The sequence below is a fragment of the Humisphaera borealis genome (assembly GCF_015169395.1).
In the GTDB taxonomy this organism is placed as follows: Bacteria; Planctomycetota; Phycisphaerae; order Tepidisphaerales; family Tepidisphaeraceae; genus Humisphaera; species Humisphaera borealis.
In genome coordinates this window covers 1,713,182-1,738,021 of the sequence record NZ_CP063458.1, presented here as the reverse complement: position 1 = coordinate 1,738,021, position 24,840 = coordinate 1,713,182, and the positions used below count along the sequence as shown (strand labels likewise).

Sequence of the window (24,840 nt, the reverse complement as noted above, 5' to 3'; positions counted from 1 at the left end):
CGTCAAGCGGAAGGTATCGTCCAGTCACCGGGCTAGCGGAACAGTTTGCTGCGAGATGCCACGCCCAGTCGGGTGTCCGTCAGCTTACGTTCGCCGATAGTCGCTTCACTTCAGCGGAGATTCGAGCCATGTCATATCCCAGCCGCCGTGCTTTTCTTGCATCTTCATTGGCTGCCCTGGCGGGTGCTCGCGCTTTGGGTGCCGATGCAGACTCGAAGGCGGGGCCGGCAACCAAGCCATCAACCCTCCCGTCTACTCAGCCCACGGCGCCGCTGGCGGTTGAAGACGCGGCATTTCAACCGTCAACGCTCTTTCTGACTTGGCAGCGGGATCCGACGACGACCATGACCGTCCAATGGATCGGCGTCACCGGAGAAACCGCCGACACCAGGGTTTACTGTTCAACGGCCGTCGGAGTATCCGAGCGACTCGGCCTTTGGCCGATGACCGCGACGCCGAAGATCAAGCCGTATCCGATGACGGACTTCAAGGTCTTCCGCGCGGAACTGACGGGCCTTCAGCCCGACACGACCTATTACTTCCGCATCGGCAAAAGCTCTCCGATCTACAACTTCCGGACGATGCCCGCCAGGGCGACCAATACGATCAGTTTCATTTCTGGTGGCGATTGCGGCGTGAACAGCCATGCGATCGCGAACAACATTCAGGCTGCGCGGCAGGACCCGATGTTTGCTGTCGTCGGTGGCGACCTTGGCTACGACAACGGCAAGAGCGTCGACATCAGCCTGGCGTTCATCCGCAACTACAGCAAGCACATGATCGCGCCCGGCGGCAGATTGATTCCGATGATCCCCTGCATCGGCAACCACGAAGTCGACGGTGGCTACGGAAAGAAGCGGGAGAAGGCCCCGTTCTACTATGCCCTGTTCGACGGCCTGTTTCCGGATACCGGTTACAACACCCTCGATTTCGGTGACTACCTGAGCCTCGTGCTGCTCGATACAGGTCACACGTCGGAAATCGGCGGAGAACAGGCATCGTGGCTCGAAAACCAGTTGAAAGCCCGGGTTGACCACCCGAATGTATTCGCGGTCAATCACGTGCCCGCCTATCCGTCGTACCGGAAGATGGGTACGACGGCCGAGAAGGGTGCGCCCGCCAAAGCCGGTACCGGTTCGGGCAACCGGCAGCACTGGTGCCCTCTGTTCGATAAGTACCGCGTGCCCGTCGTGCTTGAACACCACGACCATACGTTCAAACGCACCAAGCCCCTGATCGACGGCATGGCCAATGACAACGGCGTGCTCTACCTCGGCGATGGGTCTTGGGGCCGCCTGCGAAATCCAAACACGCCCGACAAACTCACCCACCTGGCCGTCACCAGCCGCGATTACCATTTATCGCTGCACCGCATTCAGGGCCAGGAACGCTTCCACATCGCGTTGGACGAAAACGGGCGAGTGATGGACGTCGGTCACAGCGGCCAGCGAACAAAAGGCCTGGTGCAGGTCAAGGAGTAAGTTCACGGCCGGACCTTCCCGGGCCGACGGTTCGGACTCCCATTCAGCCAATCTTTCGACTTCGACGATTTCCACCGTCGGCCAATGCTGCGATTACGGCTATAGTGCCCGGTAACCACCGCCGGGCGCGTTTAGCCTCCGGCGGACCGCCGACGCTTGTGTCTTCGAGTCGAAAGAATCAGTATGAGAATTCGCGTCGGTTTTGATATCCAGTTTGATCTTCCCGCGCCCGCCCCGATGATCCTGACGCTGAATCTTCATCCGTCACGATCGCCGACCGTCATCCAACCCGAATCGCTTACGGTCGAGCCGTTCGCCCCGATATCGTTCTATTACGATGTGTTCGGGAATTGCTGCGGAAGGGTCACGGCCCCGGGCGGCAGGGTTCGGTTCACCAATGACGCCATCGTCTCGGACACCGGCGAACTCGACGCCTACCAGCCGACTGCCATCCAGCACCGATTGGAAGATCTGCCGTCGGACGCGATGCAATTCCTGCTCGCAAGCCGCTACTGCGAGGTCGATCTGTTGAAGGACGAAGCCTGGCGGCTGTTCTCGCAAACGCCGATGGGATGGGGACGGGTACAGGCGGTCTGCGACTTCGTCCACAACCATCTTCGCTTCGATTACAAGACGGCGCGCGTCACCCGGACGGCTTTGGAGGCCTACCGCGAGCGGCAAGGCGTCTGCCGCGACTTCACCCATCTGGCGATCACATTCTGCCGCTCACTGAACATTCCGGCACGCTACGCGACCGGGTATCTCGGCGACATCGGTATTCCGGCGGACCCGTCGCCCATGGACTTCAGTGCCTGGTTCGAAGTCTACCTTGACGGAAGATGGTGGACGTTTGACGCCCGACACAACAAGCGTCGCATCGGCCGGGTGTTGATGGCTCGCGGGCGGGATGCCGTGGACGTTCCGCTGACGACGACCTTTGGAGCTTCAACGCTGCAGAAGTTTCACATCTGGTGTGACGAACTGCGCTGAGTCGTTGTCCGCCTATTTGAGCGGCAGGGGAAGGTAGTCGTAGTCCACGATCATCTTCTCGTGTAACGCCCGTTTAAGGGACATCTCCACGTCCCTTGTTTCCTTGCGGCCGGCGAGATTCTCGAGCTCGCCCGGGTCTTTCTCCAGGTCATACAGCTCGTAAATCGGCCGAGGATTCGAGAAGTACGCTTTGCTGAACTCCGTGGCGAGTTTTCCTTCGGCGTTCGCTGCGACCATCTGCTTCCAGCCCGGATCACCTGCGCTATCAACGGGTGCGTACACCTGGTTGGGCGTGCAGTTGTAGATCAGCTTGTAGCGATCGGACCGCACGCAGCGACCCAGGTCATAGCCGCTGGCCTTGGTGGTTTCATCGAACGTCGCGCTTCCGTGGACGCCGCGTTGACCGAAGAGGAATTTGCGAGCTTCGTAGTTACCGCCTGTCAGAAGGGCAAGGAAGCTTCGACCGGTCATTTCGGGGAGAGATTTGCATCCCGCTGCATCAAGGAGAGTTGGCGTGATGTCTTCCCCCGAGATCAGCGTCTGCGAGCTGCCGCCTGGTTTGATTCGCCCCGGCCACCGAATCAGCAACGGCACATTAAGGCCCGGATCGTAGAGCGACCCTTTGCCATGTGGAAACGCCATGCCGTTGTCTCCCATAAACACAACGATTGTGTTGTCGAGCAAGTTGCGCTTCGAAAGCTGATCGAGCACCGATTGGAACTCCCCGTCCATCCGGGCAATCTCACCCAGATACCGCGCCAGATCCGCCCGAACGCCCGATAGATCGGGCAACGATACCGGCAACTTGATCTTGCTCGGGTCGTAAGGCTTGGCGATTGCTCCGGCGTCCCATGGATGGTGCGGGTCGTTGAAGTTGACCCAAAGGAAGAAAGGCTTGCCGGCCGGAAGTTTGTCGAGGAACTCGTTGACCTTCGGCACCGTCATGGCGGGAGGCGAGTTCCGGTCGAGATAGTCCACCCGCCTATCCCAGGTCTGCATCTTGTGGCTTTCGTAAAGCTCCTTGGTCAGGTCGCTGGCCCCCTTACCCGTCGAGCCGTCGAGATGAAAGCTTCGCCGGCAAACACCAGTAAAGTAACCGGCGTCTTTCCGCAGAATCTCCGGCAGGGTTACGACGTCTGGTGGCAGGGGGGAATTGAACCGGCTGATCCGGCACGCCACGGGCGATCGTCCGGTGAGGATTGCCGCCCGCGACAGCACGCACTGGGGCGCTGAGGTGAATGCGCGCTCGAACTTCATGCCTTCGGACGCGAAACGATCGAGGTTAGGCGTCTTGACGACCGGATCGCCGTAGCAGCCCAGGTAAGGGTAGCTGTGGTCATCAGAGAGGATCAGCAGGATGTTCGGGCGGACCGGGTCTGCGCCATCAGCGTGCGACGCGACGGCCGTGACAAACGTCGCGAGAATCAGCGCCGGTAAACGCGCGAGAAGTGATCGAGATCCCATGGAAAGTCTCCTGTTGTCGTCGCGATACTAACGGCAAGGCGCGGCAAGTATTGTTCGACCAAAAACAGAAGCGGACATGCCACAAGTGGCATGTCCGCTTCGTTACCAGTTCAGGTTACGCCAATCGGCTTGTTACAGTCCGTTGCCGCCACCCTGCATGTCTTTCTGGGCCTGAAGGAAGGCGCTCATCATGCCTTCCAGCAGTTTCGTCGGGATATGCACATCCACGCGAATCGCGGTGGCGTCAGTGCCGCTGGAGAAGCCGATCGGCGGGAGGTCTGCTGGAAGCTTCACGTTCACCGGGACACCGAAGCCCTTGGCATAACGAACGCCGGTGTTCACGAGTGTGCCCAGGTCAAGGTACATCTCGGCGTTGCGGGTCTTGGGCAGTTCCGCGGCGACCGACCGCACACCGGCCTGAGCGGACAGCGTGTCGGCGTTGGCCTTGGCGGCCGCAACGAGATCGGCGATCAGCTCATCGCTGCCGCCCTGGACGGCGACGACCGTCTTGGCGTTGACCGCGCCGAGCACACCGGTCATCCCAGCCGGACCGTAGATGAACGCGATCATCTGCTGGGCCTGGGCGGACTGGGGGTCATCCTCGGGGAACTTCATCTTGGTTTCGAAGGCGTCGAACGAGACGCCGGAGATCGTCTTGGCGCCGGGCTTGATTTCAAAGCCGACCGACTGCCCCTGCTGCTGCGGCAGAAGCTTCATCAGGTCGGTCATCGCGGCCATGACCGTACGTTGACCGTCCATGATCGCTTTGCTGTCGCCGTGGATCACCGACACCTGCTGAATGACGCTTTCCTGACCGAGCGCGCCGGTTGGAGCGACGTAGCCCAGCGACCAACCGGACGTCGAAGCATAAGACTTCTTGGCCGATTCGAGGGCGGCGGCGAACTTGGCGGCATCAGGAACCGCGCTCATCTCCTTGATGATCGGGTCGAGCAGATCGGTGAACACCTTGCCGGTGACCTCTGGATCTGAGCTTCCGCCGCCGAAGAAGAAGTACTTCCTGTCGGGCAGACCGGCCAGCAGGTTGCCCTGCGCGGGCTTGGTCTGAAGCGCCAGCTTGCCGAGGTAGCTGGTCGGTTCGAAATCTGCCGCGACGGTAGCGTTCACGCCGCCATCGGTGAGGTTCAGCGTAACCGTGCCGCTATGGGCGTCGGTCAGGAACTCCTCGGCGACATTGACCAGCGTATTGGCGGCCACCTTGGCCAGCGGGACGAACTTGCCGCCATTCTCGCCCTCAAGCGCCTGCTGAATCTGGGCGAGCATCTGATCGCGCCCCTTCTTCAGCTCAGGCAGTAACTTGCCGCGAACGGCCTTGATGTTGGTATAGAGCAGGACGTCCTTCGAGTCCGATTCTTTTGCCGAGAATCCCGACAGCTTCAGGCCGGTCGGCTTCTTGGAAAGGATGTCCTTGTTCGGCGTAACGGCCGCGTAAGCGCCCCAGCCGGCGATGAACACTTCCTCGCCACCCTTCTTGGGCTTGGCCTTGACGAAAGCGCCGTCGGCGACGACGTCGTCGAAATTGGTCAGAAATGCCTTGAAGTCGCTCGTCGGCACGAGGACGACCACTGACCGATCCGGATTGCCACCGGTCTTCTCGGGGTCGATGAAAACCAACGCCATATCGCCGGCGCGATTCACGCCGGCCTTGATGCCGGACTCTTCAATCAGCGAACCGAGCGGATCGGCGAGCTTGGGCTCCTGCTGGTCGAGGCCGAGCGTCTTGGCGAGCTTGGCAATCTTCTGGCTGAGCTGATCCATGCTCTTGACCTTGAAGACCAGCAATGCGTCTTCCGGAACCTGGTCCAGCACTTGGGCCTGAACCGAGGCGGTCGTGAACAGCGCCAACGTCAGCGCTGCAAGCAGCGACACGCGGGCGGCAAACGGTCGAACAAATCGCATCTTGTTTCTCCTTGCCAGTACCGTCGGTCTCCCTTCCGAGGGGACGCTACGGTCGGCGAATATGGCTGAATCCTAGAGGCGGTAGTCGCACTTGGCAGCCGACAAAAGCTGTCGGCAATACCCTGCCCGCCGATAATGGGTGATCTCGGCAGGTGTGTGGTTTATCGGCAGAAGAATGGGATACCTCGCGGCGTCTCGGATTGTAATTCCTTCACCCAGAATGGATTGTCCCCAGCCGCAACGGCCAGACAGAGCCTGCTTTCCATAGACGTTACAGCCGCCGCGCCGATAACGGCGTGGAAACGAAGGTATCAGGAGGGCCGCACAGGTCTTGTCACGACTTCACGGCCAGAATCGTTCCGGCGACCGCGGCCAAGATTGCCAGTACGGTGAACAGAATTTTCCAGACGCTCCAGGGCCGGTCCCCCTGGACCTCACCCGTGCGGGCGTTCACGAGGAACGTAAACACGCGATCCTGATACCGATAGGCGCTGATCCACATGGGAAGAAGGATGTGTTTGAACGTGATGTCGTAGTAGTTCGAGTCCTTGGTGCTGATCTGCTGGTGGTCGCCGCCGATGTCGCTGCGGATGGTTCCGTCGATCACGGGTGACATCACCTGCTTGGCGAGCTCAAAGCCGTTTGGCAGATCGATGGTGTAGCTCTCGCCGACAAAACCGCTGAGATATCGGTCGTCATACGGCACCAGTGCCGGCAGATCCCACGGCTCCAGGTGTCGCGCTTTGGGAGGCAGGTTCTCCACCGCCAGGACCAGCACATCGTCGAAGGTGTCGTGCACGCGGCCCCAGGCGGACGACCAGCGTGTTCGACGGACCTGGCGGGTCTTGGTCACCGACTGGCCGTTCTCCGTGACGGTGTAGGTTTCGGTATCCCAATAGTCGTCGCCGCGCTGGCCGGTGTAGTCGGTATCAACCTGGCAGTCATACGTCCACGCGGGGACGTAGACGCCTTTGATTCCTTCGCGGTTGGCCATCCGCTTGAGGTTGGACGGCGCGAACCAGAGGCCGTTGATCCATCCGACGAACGCATCGCACGCCTGGTTATTGGTGATGGAGAACGGCAGGAGTGCCCGCGGCTTAAGCACGCGCTTTACGACCGCCTGCGCAACCATACCGCTGCCGCAGAACGCACAGTTGCCAGCGGTCTGGCCGGGCCTCATCGACTGCTCGGCACCGCAACCGTCGCAGCGGACGGTGATCGCCTCCATCGTCTCGGCCGACTCCATTGCCGTGTGCAGATGGGCGAGGAAGTCCATCTCCTGCACCGGCTCGGCTTCTGGCGTCGGGGCGACGGTGTTCTCAGCTCCGCAATAGGGGCATTTCAGCGAGCTTGAACCCGGATCCCAAAACAACGTGGCCCCACAGCCTGTGCAGGGGAACTGCTGTTGCTTGGGTTCTGCGGTCATAGGGGTGGGGTCCGCGTTGGCGGACAGAAGTGATCGCGAATGATGGGAATTCGTTACTTTTCTTCCGGCCCGATGCGAGAGCAATCTGGGCAAGTGACAGAGAGGCAATCGTCACCGCGCGGATCTGCCGTAGACCATCGCGGCATCAAGTACTTTGCCGATCGCATCGAACTACCCCTGCCCTCCCGACGCGTCCGCCAAGGCGGACCCTACGCTGGTAACGGCGGTGGCAGGTTCGCGAGCAGGCCCTGCAACTCTGCCACGGTTTCAGCCGGGGACCATGACGCCATGCCGGGCTTCCAGACGAGGGTCTTGCCGTTGAACTTACCCATCGCGATCTGCGATTGAATCGCGTTCAGGTCGAACGGGCCGGCCTGCTTGCCGTCGATCGCGGCGTGAAACATAACGGACGTCGGCAGCGGGGGAGGCTGGCCGCCTGCCGTCTGTGCCGGCGCGGCACCGGCCTGCGGATTCATTGCCCCGCCGAGCTGGCCGCCGAGCTGATTGGCCATCACGAAGCCCATTCCCATCGCGGCGGTGCCGCCGGGGTTTTCGGCCGCCTTTTCCAGTGAATTGGCCGCCTGGAACTTCATGTAGTTGTCCAGGTTTCCCAGCACGCCCATGCTGGTCCGCTTGTCCATTGCCTTCTCGACTTCCGGCGGAAGCGAGATGTTCTCGACGACCAGCTGCGTGACCTTCACGCCGTACTGTTCGAAGTCGGCGTTGATCCGCGACAGCAGTGCCGCGCCCAGCTCGTCCTGGTTGGCGGCCATGTCGAGAACGGGAATCTTTGAAGACGCGCAGGCATCGGTGAACCGTGCGGTCATGAGATCGCGAAGCTGATCGCCGATCTGCTCGACGCTGAATGTGCTGTTGGTTCCCGCGACGTTTCGCAGGAAGACGGCGACATCAGAGATCTGGATCGCGAAGGTTCCGAAGGCCCGGATTCGCGTAGGACCGAACTCCGGATCGCGGACCATGAACGGGTTCTTGGTGCCCCATTTTCGATCGGTGAAAACCCGCGTCGAGACGAAGTAGACCTCGGCCTTGAACGGGCTTTCAAAGCCATACTTCCAACCCAGAAGGGTTGAAAGGATGGGCATGTTGCGCGTGTCGAGTGTGTAGGTGCCGGGAATCTGGAAGACATCCGCGAGCGCGCCTTCGCGAACGAACGCCGCCGCCTGCGACTCGCGGACGATCAGCTTGGCATTGTTCTTGATCTCGTTGTTGTGACGCGGGAACCGCCAGACCATCGTGTCTCGCGTGTTGTCGAGCCACTCTACGATGTCGATCAGTTCGCCGGTGATCTTGTCCCACAGACCCATGTGCGCTCCGCTATTGATTGCCAGTTGTTCGTTGCCGACTGCCGAGTGGACGCAGGATATTCTGAAGCACCACGCCGACAATTACAAACCGGGGGTTTGTTCGTAGCCCTCCGAAGATAACGCCGAGCCCCAGGGCGTGAACTGTTGGAGCAGAAGCTCTGCGTTTCCAGAGAGGCGATCGCCCACTACAATCCCCGCCCCAGTGGCAGCCAAACCGCGGAACGTCATTTCGGACTACCTTCAGTACGTCGCGTTGCGCCTGGTCGCCACGGCGCTGCTCTGCTTTCCCGTCAACCTGAACATGGCGACCGCCCGGCTGCTGGGCAGCTTCTGGTACAGGGTGAACCGCCGACATCGCGAGCGCATTCTCGGCAATCTGCGGAGGAGTTTTCCAGGCTGGACCGAGAAGGAATACAACCGCCTGGGCCGTATCAGCATGCAGGGGTTCCCGATGCTGGGCGTGGAAGTCATTTTCACGCCCCGGCTGATTCGGCTGGATACCTGGCACCGCTACATCCGCTTGAACGATTTTCAGGAGGTCCTGAATCTGCTCGTGCGGCACAAGGGCCTGGTCATGCTGACCGGCCACTACGGCAACTGGGAGATTCTGGGTTACACCTTGGCGACGCTCGGCTTTGAAACCACCAGCGTCGCCCGCCCGCTGGACAACCCCCACATCAACGAATGGCTGCTGGGATTTCGCGAGCGAATGGGTCAGCGCATCGTCGATAAGAAGGGCGCGACGACGGAGGTCGGCCCGATCCTCGATGAGGGCGGCACCGTCGGCTTCATCGCCGACCAGAACGCCGGGCCAAAGGGCATGTTCGTCGACTTCTTCGGCCGCAAGGCGAGCACCTACAAATCCATCGGCCTGCTGGCGATGGAATACGAACTGCCCGTGGTCATCGGCTACGCCAGGCGAATCGACGGGAAGTTTCTCTTCGACGTCGGCGTTCAGGACATCATCTACCCCGCCGACTGGAAGTCACAGGACGACCCGCTGCGTTACATCACCCAGCGGTACACGAAGGGAATTGAAGACTTCGTGCGCGAGGAGCCGGGGCAGTACCTCTGGGTCCATCGGCGATGGAAGACGCGACCGAAGGGGGAAGAACCGGAACGGTTTGATTAGGCACCGCATTGGAAGCGCAGTTGTGGCCGTTGTTCATCGAAGTCCGAGCAGTTCGCGATACCTGGGCAAGACTGCCGGCCAGGAGAACTGACGCTCGACTTCGGCACGGGCGTTGCTGATCAGGCTGGCTCGAAGAACGGTGTGGGTTGCCGTCACGATCGCCTGCACGAACTGCATGGGGCTGACGTCTTCCAGAAGCAGGCCGGTATCGAGGTGCCGAATCACGTCCCGAATCCCGGGAACGTCCGCGCCAATGACAGGCACGCCTGCGGCCATGGCTTCAATCAGAACCAGCCCAAACCCTTCGGCTTTTGACGGCAGCACCAGCACGTCCATTGTTGCCAGCGCCTCATGCGGCCGGGTGATGGCACCGTGAAGCTTCACTCGATCCTGCAGACCCCATCGGCGCACCGCAGCTTCGATGGCCGGTCGATCGACGCCCTCGCCGTAGATGTCGAGACGGCCAGACGGCTGATGAGACATCGCCATAACCAGGTCGGGAACGCGCTTGATCGGATCGAGCCGGCCTATGAATCCCACACGTCGAGGCGTTTGTGCCTGCCGAGCGGCGTTGCCGGCGTAGATCTCATTGAATGACTCGATGTCCACCGCATTCGAAATTACCACCGCTCGCTCCCGTGCCACGCCCGCCCAACCCTTTGCCACCTCCGCCGCCGATGGCGATGGTACGACCACCTTTGCTGCGGCGTGCTGAATCAGCCGTTGCAGCCACCAGTGCCAGCGAGGCTCGGGCTGTGTGGTTTGAATGGACTGGAGGAAGCGCACTTCGGGGCAGAATGGCGCGGCCGCGGTCGCCATCGCGTTGGCGTGGATCAGGAAACTGAAAACGGTGTCAAAGTTCCCTTCGCGGATCAGCCGGACCAGCCGAAACAGCGTGCGGAGAAAGTCGAGCGGCGATCCTGCGCCCAGCGCAGTCACTCTCACACCCGCGTCGCGAAGCTGATCCGCGACGGGACCCCATTTCGAGAGGCACGCGACTTCAATCTCGACGTGCGAGGGATCGCGCAGACGCAGTGCCAACTCACGCACGACGGTCGGCGTGCCGCCGATCTCGAGGTCCGTGATGAGCAGGAGGATTCTTCTCACGGGAGTTCGGTCGAGAGCAAATGCGCGTCGGACAGCATCAAGGCCGATCAGATCGTGCTCGGCTTCAGCTCGGTCACCTCAGGTGGCTACGCGGGATCGCGCGACGCTCACCAACCGCTCGAAAATCCTGAGGTGCGCCGGGTCGGTTGCGGTCAGATTCTCAGGGTGCCATTGGATCGCGACGAAGAACGGAAGGCTCGGGTCTTCAAACCCTTCGATGACTCCGTCCGGGGCAGTGGCGTTGACTCGCAATCCTCGTCCCAATCGGTTCACGCCCTGCTTGTGGCGGCTGTTCGCGATGATCGAACCGGTTCCCACGATCTCTTCGAGCATGGTTCCGGGCTCAATCTGCACCGGATGCCGATAGCTGTCGTTCCCGAGCGATCGGTGCTCGATTGCTCCTTCTCGGGGGAAATCCGGCAGAAACTGATGCAGCGATCCGCCTCGATGAACGTTCATGACCTGCGACCCCAGGCAGATACCCAGTGCCGGAAGCTTTCGGCGTTCGACCTCCGCAATCAGCGCGAGTTCGAAGGTCTGCCGCTGGGCGTCAAGACGTTCTGTTTTGGGGTGCCAGGTTTCGCCGTAGAGCGCGGGATCCAGATCGTTTCCGCCGATGAGGACGATGCCGTCGAGGATGTCGAGTAGTTCAGGAATCAGCGATAGTTCGGCGCGGAACGGCAACATGACCGGGAGCCCGCCGGCCCGTTCTACACTACGGGCATAGTCCGAGGGGATCTCATATCGAGACGGCTTGTCGTCGCGTGAGTCGATGGTGATGCCGATGACCGGACGTTTCATGGGATGCTCAGAATCGCCAGTGTCGGACGCACGGCCCGAAGAACGCGCGGCACGCCGCGATTGATGGTTCAGCCAATCACCGCCATCGATCGTACGCATCGGGCTGACGGGGTGATTGTACACGTACGTCTGGCATTCGGCCCGCGTTCCATCGGCGCACGTGGCCACGGCCGATACACGGCAAAACAGGCTTGCGGCGGGCGACGACGGATCGAATCCCTCATAGGTATCCAGCCGTCGCCAGAACAGGGCATCGTTCGGAACCTCGCAGAGAAAGCCACGAACGTCACGATCGCCGGTAAGCACCAAGCCCGGGTAGTTGTCCAAATCGTAAAGCGTGCCTCGCACGACGGCCGGCGCTACGACACGGAACCGTGCAACGAGATCGGCCACGCACGAGGGTGCGTGGCCGGGTATCAGTGTGCCATAGACGAACAGGAACGACATGACGCCGATCAGACCTCCATCGGCTCCGTCGCCCGGCTCCGGCCGGCTTTCTTGCGGGCGGTTTCCGTAAGAAGCTGCTTCCGCAGGCGGATGTTCTGCGGCGTGGCTTCGACGAGCTCGTCTTCCTCGATGTATTCCAGGGCCTGTTCGAGCGTCATCTTGCGGGCTGGCTTGAGGATGATGTTTTCATCGCTGCTGGTCGTCCGCATGTTCGTCAGCTTCTTGGCCGTCGTCGGGTTGACGGGCATGTCATTGTCGCGGGCGTTCTCGGCGACAATCATGCCTTCGTACACTTCCTGGGTCGGCTCGACGAACATCGTGCCGCGCTGCTGCAGGTTGTTCAGCGCGAATGCGTTTACGCTGCCGTTGGACATGCTGATCATCACGCCGTTGGCGCGGCCGGGCACTTCGCCGCGGGCCGGGGCGTACTCGTGGAAGTTATGGTGCATGATCGCCGTGCCCTGGGTGGCGGTGAGCATGCGCGTCCGAAGGCCGATCAGGCCGCGGGCGGGAATGGTGAACTCCAGGTGGACCTGGCCGTCGCGGTTGTCCATGCGGACCAGTTCGCCCTTGCGGTTGCCGACCAGTTCCATGACGCCGCCCATGCTCTTTTCGGGCACGTCGACGACCAGGTACTCGATCGGCTCGGTGATCGCGCCGGTCTCTTTGTCCTTGTGCATGATAACCTGGGGCTTGCTGATGCTCAGTTCATAGCCTTCGCGGCGCATGTTCTCGATCAGGATGCCCAGGTGCAGCAGGCCGCGGCCGGACACCTTAAACGCGTCCTTGGCATCGGTCTCTTCGACCTTCAGAGCGACGTTGCTTTCCAGTTCCTTCATCAGCCGTTCGCGCAGGTTACGGCTGGTGACGTACTTGCCTTCGCGGCCGGCGAACGGGCTGTCGTTCACGCTGAACATCATGACCAGCGTCGGCGGCTCGATCTCGGTCGCTTCCAGCGGCTCGGGCTTGAGCGGATCACAGATGCTGTCGCCGATGTCGACCGATTCCAGGCCGATCAGCGCCACGATGTCGCCGGCGGCGGCGTCGTCGGCGTTCTTGCGGCCGAAACCGTCGAACACCTGCAACTGCTGCATCTTCGACTTCACCTGCGTGCCGTCCCGCTTGACGACCGTGACCTGCTGACCGCTCTTGATCACGCCGTTGTAAATGCGGCCAATGCCAATCCGGCCGACGTAGTCGTTGTACTGGATGCTCGAAACCTGGATCTGAAGCGACTTGTCCTTATCGCCGTGCGGCGCGGGGATGTGCTTCAGGATGGCTTCGAAGATCGGCTTGATATCGGTGCCCTTGACGTCGGCCTTCCACGACGCGATGCCGGCGCGGCCGGAGGCGTAGATGATCGGGAAGTCGAGGGTCTCGTCGTCGGCGCCGAGTTCGACGAACAGGTCGAACACCTCATTGACGACCGCGTCAATGCGGGCGTCGGGTCGGTCGATCTTGTTGACGACAACGATCGGACGCAGTTCGTGCTGGAAGGCCTTCTTCAGCACGAAACGGGTCTGCGGCATGGGACCTTCGGCAGCGTCCACAAGAACGAACACGCCGTCGGCCATGCTCAGAACGCGTTCAACTTCGCCACCGAAGTCGGCGTGTCCCGGGGTGTCGATCAGGTTGATCTTGATGATCTGGTTGGTGAGCGGATCGGTGTAGTTGATCGCGACGTTCTTCGCCAGGATCGTAATGCCGCGCTCGCGCTCCAGGGGGTTGGAGTCGAGCATGGTGTCCTGCACCTGATTGTCGCGAAAGTTACCACTTTGGCGCAGGAGGGCGTCAACCAGGGTGGTTTTACCATGGTCGACGTGTGCGATAATCGCGACGTTACGGATGTCGTTCCGAACCTGATTCATGACAACAGTCTCGTCCTTGCCCCCGGCGTTCTCCGTGAGCATCTTGATCCAACCCGTTGGAATATTGTGACTTAGCGTCCACGGCGGGTGACCCCAGCCGGCCCGGCTGAAGGCCGGGAAGCGGGGCAATGTACCCGCTGGAGCGTCATTATACAAACGTCGACGCCGCCGTGACAGTTTTGAGAATCGCGTTAAGGCGTAAAACGGCGGTACGATTGCCGCCGGCGAGGATTTCTGAGTGTTTGGGCTAAACTGGAGGCGTCGCTGCGGCACTCATTCACGCAAGTGTCGGCCATCGGCGCAACTTCGTGGACTGGAAGCATGCTTTTGCATGACACGGTAGTGGAGGCGCGCCCTTCGGCCGCGGACTTGGCGTCCGGGGATCTGGAGTTGCGCTCGCCCCGCACCATCGAAGCCGCAAGAGGCGGCGACAAACTCGCCCTGACAACCTTGCTTCGCGGCCTTCAGGACCCCTGGTATCGGTTCTGCCTCGGATTACTCCGCGACCCGGATCTGGCAACCGACGCGGTTCAGGAAACAGGCCTGCGATTTCTGAAGCAGATCTCCGGCTTTCGGGGCGACAGCCAGCTTCGGACCTGGTCGTTGGGCATTGCGATCAACGTCGTCCGGGAAATGAAGCGCCGTCGTCAGCGACATGCGAGCGGGAGCAGCGAAGCGACAACCGACTTGGCCGAGACCGTAGGCGACCCCGCACCATCCGTCGGGACTTCGGCCGAGTTCGTTGAGACCCGCGAAGTTTTGCGACAGACGCTTGCCGATCTGCCCGACCGTCAACGCGAGGCCGTTGTACTTCGCTTCTTCGAAGACCTTTCTGTCGAAGAGACCGCAAGCCTGATGGGTTGCGCCGCCGGTACCGTGAAGGCAACGGTCCATCAAGCGTTGCGGTCGCTGCGTAAAAGACTTTCGCCCCTGGCTTGATCGTGCATGGCTCGATGTTTCCCGGCTTGATGGGAATGAACTGCGGACTGCTTCATGACGAAACTACGCGAACAACTTCGGGACGCCCGGATCGCCTACGAATCGGCGAGCTACCCCGGCGACCTTGCCGGCGACGTCCTCTCGAAGCGTACGGGCCGATTCTGGACCCTCTTTCCGGCGGTCCTGGGTGGTGCGCTGGCGGCTTCGATCGCGTTGACCATCGGATTTCTTCCCGGTTCTCCATCGGCGACGCCGACTGAAACGGCGTCCTTCCCAAACGTTCAGCCCGCCCGGCCGACTCCCGCTGCATCGTTTACCTTCCCTGACCGGATGCCCCTGACCCTTCCAACTTCGCCGCTGCTGGCTGCATCGGTGCCGGTGACCGTGTCGTGGGTCGAGTTGAATGATCTCGGGCAGCAGCAGTACCAGCAGATCGCTCCAAAGGTGCGACAGCACCTGTCATCGTGGCCAAGCCTGTCCCCGCAGAAACCGGTCGAATCGAACGCGACAACGCAGCGTGCGGTGTAAGACTGCGGTACGGCAGGCCATCCGCTGTTTCGGCGGCTTCTGCTATCGTTCACGCCAATGAATGTCCATCAGCATCTCCGAGCCGTGCTGCACGGTGTACTCTTCCTTTGGCTTTGCGCCTCTGTATCTGCCTCCGCCGCTGATCGCCCCCAGCCGTTCGGTATTCAGATCGTGGACGACCAGACGGGTCGTGGCGTGCCCCTGGTTGAGCTGAGAACGGTCAGCAATGTCGTCTACGTCTCGGATTCGGCCGGCTGGATCGCGATTGACGATCCAGCGCATTTGGGTCGAAAGGTGTTCTTCACCGTCTCCAGTCACGGGTACACGTTTCCCGCCGACGGGTTCGGCATGCACGGTCGGGCGATCGACACGACGCCGGGCGGCATCACAACGCTTCAGATCAAACGAGTTAACAAGGCCGAGCGGCTATATCGAATCGGCGGGGAGGGCATCTATCGCGACAGCGTCATCCTCGGCAAACCTGCGCCTATCAAGGAACCGCTGCTCAACGCGCAGGTTGTCGGGCAGGACTCCGTGCAACTGGCGACCTACCAAGGCAAACTCTGGTGGTTTTGGGGAGACACCAACCGCCAGAGCTACCCGCTAGGTCATTTCTTTACTGCATCCGCGACCAGCGAGCTTCCCAGTGCCGGTGGGCTTCATCCGAACGTGGGGATAAACCTCAACTATTTCGTCGGCACCGATGGCTTCAGCCGGGGCATGTTCGAGCGGGAAGGTCCAAAGCTCTTCTGGATGGATGGCGTTTTTGTCGTGAAGGACGGCACCGGGAAAGAACACATGATCGCGGCCGTCGGTGTCATGCAGAGCCTTGAAAAGGTGCTCGCACGCCGTCTGGTGGAACTGGACGACAACACAAAAATGTTCCGCACGCTTTGCGAACTACCTGTCGCCGGACCGGGACGCCCGCACGGTCACGCATTCCCAGCCACCGTAAACGGCAAGTCGTATATCTATTTCGCCGACCCGCTGCCCAACGTCCGCGTCCCGGCGACTTACGAAGCCGCGATTGAAGCCTCCAACTACGAGGTCTTTACCTGCGTTGCCGATGGCCTGAAGACGGTCGATACGAAGACAACGCTCGACCGCGACGATGCGGGGAAGCTGAACTGGAGTTGGAAGCGCGACACGATACTCCTCGACCGCGACATGACGGAGAAGCTCGAAAAGCTGGGAAAACTGCACAAGGACGAGCAATACCTGCGTCCAATGGACGCCGAAACGGGAAGCCCCGTCGTCCTTCACGCCGGCTCGGTCAACTGGAACGTATACCGTCAGAAGTGGGTGATGATCGCCAACCAGATCGGCGGCAAGAGCTCGCTGCTTGGCGAGGTTTATTACCTGGAAGCCGAGAAGATCGAAGGGCCATGGACGAAAGCGACCAAAGTGGTCACGCACGATCGCTACTCGTTCTACAACCCCAAGCATCACGTCGAGTTCGACCAGGACGGCGGCCGCTACATCTTCTTTGAGGGGACGTACTCATCGACATTCGACCGCAAGGCGGACATCACGCCTAGGTACGACTACAACCAGATGATGTACCGGCTGGACCTAAAGCGGTTCGATTGATCGACGACAACGCGAGTGGTTAGTGTGCCAACTGGTGGTTCTTGAGCGACTTGATGAATCCGTCCGTTTCCGGATCGCAGGTCCGCTTCATGTGCTGAAGCAACAGCGCGGCCAGGCGTTCTACGTCCTGCTTGTATGCCGGGTCGCGCGCCAGATTGACGCGCTCGTCGGGGTCTGCCTTAAGGTCGTAGTATGCGAGCCTCGACCCGACGAGAAGCTGTTGCACCCGTGCGGCAACCTTCTCGCTGCCTTTGGCGCCATCGAGCATTGCCTTGAATGCCTCGCCGCTCATCGCCTCGACACGAAACTTCTCTCTCCCCTCCGGCCACGACATGAACATCAGCGATGCGGTCTCCGTGCGAATGCACCGCTGCGGGAATGACTTGCCGCTTGAGACGGTGTTCACGTGAGTGATGACATGGTCGCGGCCCGTCTGGGTTTCGCCGCGTAGCAGCGGCAGAAGGCTTCGCCCGTCCTGTACCTCGGGTGCCTCGACAGCAAGCAACTCGAGCACGGTTGGCATGAGATCAAGACTGCTGACGTACTCTTTTCGCGTCTGTGGCTCGCCCATGCCAGGCCATCGGAGCAGGATCGGCGACCGTGTGCCGTTGAAATACACGGTGGCCTTGGCGAAGGGCATGGAGATGCCGTGGTCGCTCATGAAGACAACGACCGTGTCGTCCGCGTGCCCGGATTCCCGCAGCGCTTCCATGATCTGATTAAAGGTGACGTCGAGCCTGCCGACTGCAGTGTAGTACTGCGCCAGCTCCGCGCGCAGCGCCGGAATGTCTTCCAGAAACGACGGAACCGTCATCTGCTCGCTGGTGTAGACGTGTTGAGGTGCGGCGGGCACACCGGCGTTTTCAGGTTCCTTGTCGGCCTCGATGGAGGTGCGAGCATTACTGCCGGGATTCTTCGGCTTGCCGTTCTTGCCCGCCGCGCCGGGAAACGGGCGATGGGGGTCCGTGATATTCGCATTCAGGAAGAATGGCTTGCGCGCGTCGTTGGCTGCTTTGATTGATGTCGCGACCTGCTGCCGCATCACCGGCGGGTTCTTGCCGCCGCCGCTGAGCTTCAGGTCCCACGGAAACTCTGCCTCCGGCTGCATGTGTACGTGCTTTTCAATGACGGCGGTGTGGTACCCGGCCGATTTGAGCATGGTCACCAGGGTTGGCGTTCCCGGCCGGACCGGGTCAAATCCCAGGGCGCCGCTTCGGTGGGGTACCAGACCGGTCATAAACGCCGAGCGGCTCGGCTGACAAATCGGAGCGGTAACGTGTGCGTTGACAAAGCGATGTGCGGTAGCGGCAAATGCATCGAGCTTGGGTGTCACCTTCAACTTGTCGCCCATCCAACCGGGCGTGTCGGCGTTCATGTCGTCGGCGGTGACGATCAGCAGGTTCGGCCGCTTGCGAGGCTCATCGGCATTGCACGGCGTCACTATGCCCGCGACGACGGCGATGGACGTGAGAACCGAATATGCGAAGGTTGAAATGGTCATAGATAGTCTTGCGATTTTCCACGGCGAATGGACGTCTCCCAGCCCGAAGACCTGCAAACGCCACGAGATCAGGACATCACCAGTTTCGCCCGCAGGTCTCTCGTGCCGGGGCTGATCTTGATCGGGAGCAGAATCCAGAACGTCGCGCCTTCGCCGACCTTGCTCTTGACGCCAATCGTACCACCCATCAGGAGCATGAGTTCCTTGCTGATCGCCAGGCCGAGTCCCGAGCCGCCATGCGAACGAGTGTGACCGCCATCAATCTGGCGGAACTTTTCGAAAATCACGTTCTGCTTATCCGGTGCGATTCCCGGCCCGCGATCCACGACGCTGATACGGACATAGGTTTCGTCCGACATCTCATTGCGTGCGCGGTCGGGCCGGGGAAGCCGAGGGGTAGACGTGGGCATTTCCCCGCCGTCTCCGCTCGTCAGTTCCGGCTCTTCCAGCGTTGCTTTGAGGTCGATGATCTGGCCGCTGGGGGAGAACTTGATCGCGTTGCTCAGAAAGTTGTAGAGGACCTGCTGCAGTTTCCCGGGGTCCGTCTGCAGGATCGGAACATCCGCCGAGGTCGATACCGAGAGGGTCAGCTTTTTCTGTTGCAGGAGCGATTGCAGGAGGTTCGTCAGGCCCTCGAACATGTCCGAGACGCTCAGCGGTTCAGAACGAACTTCCATCCGGCCGGCCTCGATCTTGGCCAAGTCCAGCAGGTCGTTGATCAGGTCCAGCAGATGTCGGCCGCTGGTCAGAATGTTGTTGATGTAGCGTGTCGATTTCGCCTCTGTCGGAGCGCCGATCGCGTCTTTCAGGAGGTCGGCAAAGCCGAGGATACTGTTGAGCGGCGTTCGCAGTTCGTGGCTCACATTCGCCAGGAACTCGCTCTTAAGCCGGTTGCTCTCGAACAGCGCCACGTTGCTTTCGGCGAGTTGGCCGAGTCGGAGATCCAGGCTCTTGTTCAAAGCGACCAGCTTGTCGCTCGATCCCTTGAGATTCGTCAACATCTTGTTGAACGTCTCGGCGAGTTGCTGGAACTCGTCGCCGGTCGAGATGTCCGAACGGATGTTCAAGTCGCCAAGTGCCACCTTGTCAGCGGTTTCCTGGAGCACGCGGACCGGCTGAAGGATGAGCCTCGTCGTGATGTAATAGAAGGTCGTAATCGCCAGGGCACTGGCCAGCAGGAGCGCACCGAGAATAAAGACCCGATTGAGCTGCCGCTCGGCGGCGTCGATTCGGCTGGGGAACTCGACACTCACGATTCCGGCCAGAACGGGCAGGGTATCCCCATCGTTTGCCTCGGTGGGGAGCGGATTGACCGGTAGAGGGTTCAGGCTGCCGGGCGACGTAGTTGCCACACTCGTGCCGCGCATAGCCGAGCGGGTGGCTGGTTGGGTCAGCGCTGCGATGGCTTCCTTTGCCTGCACAGCAACATGGCAGGTGCGGCAATCTCCGCCAAATCGTAGTGGCTGCGCGTAGCGGTAGCCTGAGGAGCCGTCGTCACGTTCGTAGTACGCCGAATACGACGGTGCATCTCGATCGCGGAGGAAGTGTGCGGTCGCGCGGGCTTCGAAACGGCTCAGGTCCGAAGCATCGCGGCGGGCCCCGATCTGCGTCAGCCGTGTTTGCGGGCCGGTGGGAAGGTCGGCTGTTGTCTGCCTGGCGACGGAGGCAGGACGGGTTGTTGGCATGGTCGCCGGCCTCGTTCCAGCGATCGCAGCCGGCGAAACCGTCCGCGGACCTTCGGTCGCGAATTGCCCACCGCGAGCGTGCTGAGCCGCTGCGTGCTCAGCAAGACTCGAGGCCGTCCGCTCGTTCAATTGCTCAGTTAACTGCTCGATCCGGTGCCAGGGCACGAATAGGGCGGCGGCAATAATTAGAAGTACAGCAGCGCCGAACAGGAGCTGACACTTCTTGGCCAGTGAGATGCGAAGCTGTTGGATCTTTCGGAACACGGTTTAAGCGTTGGATTGTAGCGGGTTTGGAAAGATCCGCGCCTACCGCGCTTTAGGTCTGACAGCGCTGTTAGGGGCCGCGACGCATAAAATCGGTCGACAGCGAATTCCGACATTGTTCCCGTGCCGTCAATAAAGCTACCATGCCCGTTGGTCCGACGAACCGTCGCAGGTCGGACTAACTGACGGATCGAACCCAATGAGCACAGCCGGGCGCATTTTAGTCGTCGAGGACAGCGACACAGAACGTCGCGCCATTACCCAGATCCTTAAGTCTGAAGGCTTTAGCGTTTTTGCGGCAGAGGATGCCGAGAAGGCGCTCTCCTATGCCGACGAAGGGATAGATCTGGTCATCAGTGACGTTCGACTGGGCGAAGTCAGCGGGATGGACCTGCTGACCCTGTGGAAACGCCGACAGCCCGCGACTCAGATGATCCTTTTGACGGGATACTCCAGCGTCAACGCGGCCGTCGATGCGATGAAGGCCGGGGCGTACGACTACCTCACCAAGCCGATCAATCCGGACGAACTGGTCCTGATTGTTCGACGTGCGATCGAGACGCTGCACAAGGAAAACGAGATCGACGACCTGCGTCGCCGACTCGACCAGCGGTTTGGCTTGGAAAGGATCATCGGTCAGAGCCGGCCGATGAAGGAGGTTTTCGCCCGAATCCAGCGGGCCGCGCCCGTGGACAGCACGGTCCTCATCCTGGGCGAAAGCGGAACCGGTAAGGAACTGGTCGCACAGGCGTTGCATCACAACAGCCATCGCAAAAAGGGCCCTTTTGTCGCGGTCAATATTGCCGCCGTGCCATCGACGCTCGTCGAAAGCGAGCTCTTCGGGCATGTGAGGGGGGCGTTCACCGGTGCCACAGACAGGCGGATGGGTCGCTTCGAGCAGGCTGATGGCGGGACGCTATTCATCGACGAAGTCGGTGACTTTGAGCTATCGCTGCAGGCCAAGCTGCTTCGCGTACTTGAAACCCTGACGCTCACACCGGTTGGCGGTCACGAGGATCTGAAGGTCAATGTTCGCGTTGTTGCCGCGACGAGTCGCGATCTGGACGACATGGTCCGCAAAGGCACCTTCCGCGAAGATCTTTACTATCGGCTGCATGTCGTCAGCGTATTGCTGCCGCCGCTCCGGCAGCGGACAGACGATATCCCCATCCTGGTAGAGCACTTTCTCAAGGAGATTGCCGAGACCAAGCACACGGCAAAACATCGGGTTTCGCCCGAAGTGATGCGGGCATTCGTCAACTTTCCCTGGCCGGGAAACGTGCGCGAATTGCGTAACGCATTGGAGAGCATGATGGTGCTCGCCGACGGTGAAGTGCTCACCGAGGCTGACCTCCCTGACAAGATTTTAAACGGGAGCGTGAGCAAGTCGGGGCAGGTCGATATTCCGGATATGCCTCTGGAAGTGCTCGAACGCTTGGCCATCATGCAGTCGCTTGAAAAAAGCGGCAACAATCGGACGCACGCGGCCCAGCGGTTGCAGATTTCCGTCCGGACCCTTCAACGGAAGCTGAAGGAGTACGAGGCACAGAACCTTATTCCCGCGAGCAACGACGACATTTTGGCGGAAGCTTGACGAACTGTCATACCAGGTTTGCGCAGTTTGGCGGGGGCGCGTGAACTCTTTTTCATTCTGTCTGATCGAGTCCTTTGAAAATTCAAAAGGCGCTATCTGCCTTCGTTAAACCGCATTCATCTGGCGATCCGGGTCTGAGGGGTACGAGCTTTGCCATACCTATTTTGTTCGCGGTGACATGTCGTCGCCCGGAACCGAATGGAGTGGCAAATCATGTCTATCGCAATGGATCGTTTCGCGTCTCAGGGACTTTTTCCAACATTCCGGCCCTTGGCTGGAGAGCCACGCGTATCAATGTTTTATGTCCAGTGCCGCAATTGCGGATTCGAACCGGAAGGCGGCGATCGCCCGCCGAAGATCTGCCCCAAATGTAGTGGTCGTGGCTGGGAGCGCTACACGCGGCCTGGCAGCATTCTTGCGAACGCAGACCGATTCTGATCGAACCGTCTCTCAATCGACCGATTCTGAATGCTTTAAGTGAAGTGGGTGGCTACACCGTCAGGTGATCGGGCCATCGGCGCAAACGACCTGCTGGCAACTATGCAACGCCCGCCGCACAATGCGGCGGGCGTTTTTCGTTCGAAGAATGGTGTGCCGACATATGAAGCTGGATGTCGTATTTCTCCCCGCCGATCTGGAACCTTCCCACCTGAATCAACGCGCGGTCGGTGTGTTTGACGTGCTCCGCGCGACGACCACGATCACGGCCGCGCTCGCCGCCGGCGTCCGAGAGATCAGGCTCTTTCCAGACGTGGCATCCGTGCGCGACGCGGCGAAAGCAGTTCCTCCGAACGAGACGACGCTTCTTCTTGGCGAGGAACATTGCCTCGCGCCGGCCGGGTTCGATTTAGGGAATAGCCCCGGCGCGTTGCGATCCGATCTGCACGCCGGCAGGGTCGGCCTGATGAGCACGACCAACGGCACGCGGGCGATGATCGCCGCCAGAGGTGCGGCGGTGCGTTTTGCCGTCTGCCTGGTGAATGCATCGGCGGCGGCGCGGGCGATGTCGTCCACGGGCCGCGATATCACGCTCCTGTGCGCCGGCACCGGCGGACGGGTCGCACTGGAAGACGTCGTCGGCTGTGGCGCGGTGATCGCGGCGATCGAAAACTTGAACGGCTCGGTCACCCTTGGCGGTGATACTGCACGCATTGCCAGGCAACTCTTCCTCGACCACCGAGACGACCTTCGCGCCCTGATCGCCAGCGGAGACGGAGGGCAGAATGTCATGTCTGTGGGCCTGACCGACGACATCGACTACTGCAGTCGGCTCGACGCCCTGAAGGTCGTAGGGGTCGTGGAAGGAGGAGAGCCGATCGTGAGACCATGGATGCCGCCGAGATGAGCAGGCGTCCGGCACTCCCGGCGCAAAGTCAGGTTCTTTTGTTTCAGAGTCCCCGATATCCCGGCAACTTTATTACCGGTTGCCTATCATCCGCCGGAGAACCCGACTTCTGAGGAGTGTCGAATTGTCGCCAGCAATCCCTTCACGCCGACGAGTCGTTATCACCGGAATGGGCGTCGTCAGCCCCAATGGCATCGGACGAAAGGCCTACGCCGACGCATTGCGGGCGGGCCGAAGCGGCATTACGGCGATCGACGTATTCGAGACCACCGGCCTGAAATCATGGGCGGCCGGTCAGATTCGGGACGTCGATCTCACTGCCGTCATGGAACCGGCCGAACTCCGCCGCGTTCCCCGGATGGTTCCACTTGCCTTGATGGCGGCCCGCGAAGCACTCGATCAGGCTCGCCTGAACTTTGCCGAAAATGATCTCGAATCGCGACGCCGGATAGGCGTGATTCTCGGCACCGGAGGCGGCGGCCTCTCATTCGCCGAGGAACATTACAAGCGCTGCTTCACCGGGCAGGCCCCCAGTTTGTACGGCATCACGGCCGGCACCTATGGCAACCTCTCCAGCGAGTTGTCGATCGCGCTGGGGTTGCGCGGCATGAGCCATGTGATCTCGACGGGCTGCACCAGCAGCACCGACGCCTTCGGTTATGCGATGACCATGATCCGTGCCGGGCAACTGCCAATGTTCCTGGTCGGCGGTGCCGATGCACCCATCACACGGGAGATCGTCGCCGGCTTCGAACGGATGCGCGTCATTTCCACGCAGCGGCGTGCGACCCCCGCCGAAACATCGCGACCCTTCTCCGCTGATCGCGACGGCTTTGTGCTTTCGGAAGGGGCGTGGATGTTCGTCTTCGAAGACCGCGATCACGCAGAGCGGCGCGGCGCGACGATCCTCGCCGAAGTCCTCGGCTGGGGGTCGACCTGCGACGCATATCATCGCGTGCAGATCGCACCGGACGTGGTCGAACCGGTTCGCGCCATCGAACTCGCGCTGGCCGACGCGGCGGTGGACAAGGCAGAAGTGAACTACGTGAATCTTCACGGAACGGGCACCGCGCTGAACGACCGGCTGGAAACGCTCGCGATCAAGCGCGTGTTCGGCCCGACCTCGGGGCGTATCCCCATGAGTAGCACCAAGTCGATGATCGGCCATCCTCAGGGTGCATGTGGCGGGGCAGGGCTGGCGGCGACAGTGCTGATGATGAGCGAAGGATTCATCCACCCGACGATCAACCTGGAGAACCGCGACGAGGCGTGCGATCTCGATTATGTCGCCGACGGGGCTCGGGAGACGACGATCGACACCGCTCTGCTGAACTGCATTGCCTTCGGGAGCAAGAACAGTGCTCTGGTCGTTCGGCGAGAGTCCCTCGCGTAGGTCATTTCTGCCAAGCCTTCCGGCGGCCGGACGAGATCATGCG

18 protein-coding genes and 1 pseudogene are annotated in these 24,840 nt (G+C 60.9%); 9 read left to right on the top strand and 10 right to left on the bottom strand.

Features of this window, described 5'->3' with window-relative positions; genetic code table 11:
* Positions 1-128: 128 nt before the first annotated feature.
* Together IPV69_RS06510 and IPV69_RS06505 are read left to right on the top strand one after the other, a co-directional pair.
* On the top strand, positions 129-1,481 hold the full coding sequence (locus IPV69_RS06510; protein WP_206294112.1) for a purple acid phosphatase family protein: 1,353 nt from the start codon (positions 129-131) through the stop codon (positions 1,479-1,481).
* A gap of 183 nt (positions 1,482-1,664) precedes the next feature.
* On the top strand, positions 1,665-2,471 hold the full coding sequence (locus IPV69_RS06505; RefSeq protein ID WP_206294111.1) for a transglutaminase-like domain-containing protein: 807 nt from the start codon (positions 1,665-1,667) through the stop codon (positions 2,469-2,471).
* A 12-nt stretch (positions 2,472-2,483) separates the two neighbouring features.
* On the opposite strand, the gene IPV69_RS06500 is transcribed toward IPV69_RS06505, so the two are convergent.
* The 4 genes from IPV69_RS06500 to IPV69_RS06485 form a co-directional block, all read right to left on the bottom strand.
* A complete protein-coding gene (locus IPV69_RS06500; RefSeq protein ID WP_206294110.1) occupies positions 2,484-3,935 on the bottom strand; it encodes a sulfatase family protein in 1,452 nt (483 codons plus the stop codon).
* A gap of 132 nt (positions 3,936-4,067) precedes the next feature.
* Entirely contained in the window at positions 4,068-5,852 is a 1,785-nt protein-coding gene (locus IPV69_RS06495; protein WP_206294109.1) for a hypothetical protein, read from the bottom strand.
* 334 nt (positions 5,853-6,186) lie between these two features.
* Complete coding sequence (locus IPV69_RS06490; RefSeq protein ID WP_206294108.1) at positions 6,187-7,278, bottom strand: zinc finger domain-containing protein; 1,092 nt, start codon at positions 7,276-7,278, stop codon at positions 6,187-6,189.
* A 209-nt stretch (positions 7,279-7,487) separates the two neighbouring features.
* Positions 7,488-8,603, bottom strand: coding sequence for an SPFH domain-containing protein (locus tag IPV69_RS06485; RefSeq protein ID WP_206294107.1), 1,116 nt, complete (start codon positions 8,601-8,603; stop codon positions 7,488-7,490).
* A 202-nt stretch (positions 8,604-8,805) separates the two neighbouring features.
* Here IPV69_RS06485 and IPV69_RS06480 point away from each other — a divergent pair, with 202 nt between their 5' ends.
* The gene (locus tag IPV69_RS06480; protein ID WP_206294106.1) at positions 8,806-9,735 is read left to right on the top strand and encodes a lysophospholipid acyltransferase family protein; all 930 of its coding nucleotides are present in this window, start codon (positions 8,806-8,808) and stop codon (positions 9,733-9,735) included.
* Positions 9,736-9,768: 33 nt separating this feature from the next.
* Here IPV69_RS06480 and IPV69_RS06475 read toward each other — a convergent pair whose 3' ends face one another.
* The 4 genes and pseudogenes from IPV69_RS06475 to typA all read right to left on the bottom strand — a co-directional run bounded on the left by IPV69_RS06475 (position 9,769) and on the right by typA (position 13,958).
* On the bottom strand, positions 9,769-10,842 hold the full coding sequence (locus IPV69_RS06475; protein WP_206294105.1) for a glycosyltransferase: 1,074 nt from the start codon (positions 10,840-10,842) through the stop codon (positions 9,769-9,771).
* A 78-nt stretch (positions 10,843-10,920) separates the two neighbouring features.
* Positions 10,921-11,643: a gamma-glutamyl-gamma-aminobutyrate hydrolase family protein gene (locus IPV69_RS27175; protein ID WP_241179973.1), complete on the bottom strand. Its 723-nt coding sequence runs from the start codon at positions 11,641-11,643 to the stop codon at positions 10,921-10,923.
* A gap of 81 nt (positions 11,644-11,724) precedes the next feature.
* Positions 11,725-12,090: pseudogene (locus tag IPV69_RS27865) on the bottom strand (gamma-glutamylcyclotransferase family protein); the annotation flags it as partial.
* A gap of 8 nt (positions 12,091-12,098) precedes the next feature.
* On the bottom strand, positions 12,099-13,958 hold the full coding sequence (gene typA, locus IPV69_RS06465) for a translational GTPase TypA (protein ID WP_206294103.1): 1,860 nt from the start codon (positions 13,956-13,958) through the stop codon (positions 12,099-12,101).
* Between the two features lie 390 nt (positions 13,959-14,348).
* Between typA and IPV69_RS06460 the strand changes: the two genes are divergently transcribed.
* The 3 genes from IPV69_RS06460 (at position 14,349) to IPV69_RS06450 (ending at position 17,015) form a co-directional block, all read left to right on the top strand.
* Positions 14,349-14,897 (top strand): RNA polymerase sigma factor, encoded by a 549-nt coding sequence (locus IPV69_RS06460; RefSeq protein WP_206294102.1) that lies wholly within the window; start codon positions 14,349-14,351, stop codon positions 14,895-14,897.
* Positions 14,898-14,951: 54 nt separating this feature from the next.
* A complete protein-coding gene (locus IPV69_RS06455; protein ID WP_206294101.1) occupies positions 14,952-15,425 on the top strand; it encodes a hypothetical protein in 474 nt (157 codons plus the stop codon).
* Between the two features lie 171 nt (positions 15,426-15,596).
* A complete protein-coding gene (locus IPV69_RS06450; protein WP_206294100.1) occupies positions 15,597-17,015 on the top strand; it encodes a hypothetical protein in 1,419 nt (472 codons plus the stop codon).
* A gap of 19 nt (positions 17,016-17,034) precedes the next feature.
* Here the strand turns inward: IPV69_RS06450 and IPV69_RS06445 are convergent, their stop codons facing one another.
* On the bottom strand, positions 17,035-18,516 hold the full coding sequence (locus IPV69_RS06445; protein ID WP_206294099.1) for a sulfatase family protein: 1,482 nt from the start codon (positions 18,514-18,516) through the stop codon (positions 17,035-17,037).
* Between the two features lie 68 nt (positions 18,517-18,584).
* On the bottom strand, positions 18,585-20,366 hold the full coding sequence (locus IPV69_RS06440) for an ATP-binding protein (protein WP_261362012.1): 1,782 nt from the start codon (positions 20,364-20,366) through the stop codon (positions 18,585-18,587).
* A 298-nt stretch (positions 20,367-20,664) separates the two neighbouring features.
* On the opposite strand from IPV69_RS06440, the gene IPV69_RS06435 reads away from it, so the two are divergent.
* From IPV69_RS06435 to IPV69_RS06425, 3 genes are all read left to right on the top strand, one after another.
* On the top strand, positions 20,665-22,059 hold the full coding sequence (locus tag IPV69_RS06435) for a sigma-54-dependent transcriptional regulator (RefSeq protein ID WP_206294097.1): 1,395 nt from the start codon (positions 20,665-20,667) through the stop codon (positions 22,057-22,059).
* Positions 22,060-22,660: 601 nt separating this feature from the next.
* A complete protein-coding gene (locus IPV69_RS06430; RefSeq protein ID WP_206294096.1) occupies positions 22,661-23,404 on the top strand; it encodes a 2-phosphosulfolactate phosphatase in 744 nt (247 codons plus the stop codon).
* Positions 23,405-23,528: 124 nt separating this feature from the next.
* Complete coding sequence (locus tag IPV69_RS06425) at positions 23,529-24,797, top strand: beta-ketoacyl-[acyl-carrier-protein] synthase family protein (RefSeq protein WP_206294095.1); 1,269 nt, start codon at positions 23,529-23,531, stop codon at positions 24,795-24,797.
* The last annotated feature ends 43 nt before the right edge of the window (positions 24,798-24,840 follow it).

Excerpts from the sequence above, each read along its gene's own strand:
- IPV69_RS06430 (WP_206294096.1), top strand. The coding sequence starts at position 22,661 with ATGAAGCTGGATGTCGTATTTCTCCCCGCCGATCTGGAACCTTCCCAC.
- IPV69_RS06510 (WP_206294112.1), top strand. The coding sequence starts at position 129 with ATGTCATATCCCAGCCGCCGTGCTTTTCTTGCATCTTCATTGGCTGCC.
- IPV69_RS06485 (WP_206294107.1), bottom strand. The coding sequence starts at position 8,603 with ATGGGTCTGTGGGACAAGATCACCGGCGAACTGATCGACATCGTAGAG.
- typA (WP_206294103.1), bottom strand. The coding sequence starts at position 13,958 with ATGAATCAGGTTCGGAACGACATCCGTAACGTCGCGATTATCGCACAC.
- IPV69_RS06435 (WP_206294097.1), top strand. The coding sequence starts at position 20,665 with ATGAGCACAGCCGGGCGCATTTTAGTCGTCGAGGACAGCGACACAGAA.
- IPV69_RS06505 (WP_206294111.1), top strand. The coding sequence starts at position 1,665 with ATGAGAATTCGCGTCGGTTTTGATATCCAGTTTGATCTTCCCGCGCCC.
- IPV69_RS27175 (WP_241179973.1), bottom strand. The coding sequence starts at position 11,643 with ATGAAACGTCCGGTCATCGGCATCACCATCGACTCACGCGACGACAAG.
- IPV69_RS06455 (WP_206294101.1), top strand. The coding sequence starts at position 14,952 with ATGACGAAACTACGCGAACAACTTCGGGACGCCCGGATCGCCTACGAA.
- IPV69_RS06490 (WP_206294108.1), bottom strand. The coding sequence starts at position 7,278 with ATGACCGCAGAACCCAAGCAACAGCAGTTCCCCTGCACAGGCTGTGGG.
- IPV69_RS06500 (WP_206294110.1), bottom strand. The coding sequence starts at position 3,935 with ATGGGATCTCGATCACTTCTCGCGCGTTTACCGGCGCTGATTCTCGCG.
- IPV69_RS06445 (WP_206294099.1), bottom strand. The coding sequence starts at position 18,516 with ATGACCATTTCAACCTTCGCATATTCGGTTCTCACGTCCATCGCCGTC.
- IPV69_RS06495 (WP_206294109.1), bottom strand. The coding sequence starts at position 5,852 with ATGCGATTTGTTCGACCGTTTGCCGCCCGCGTGTCGCTGCTTGCAGCG.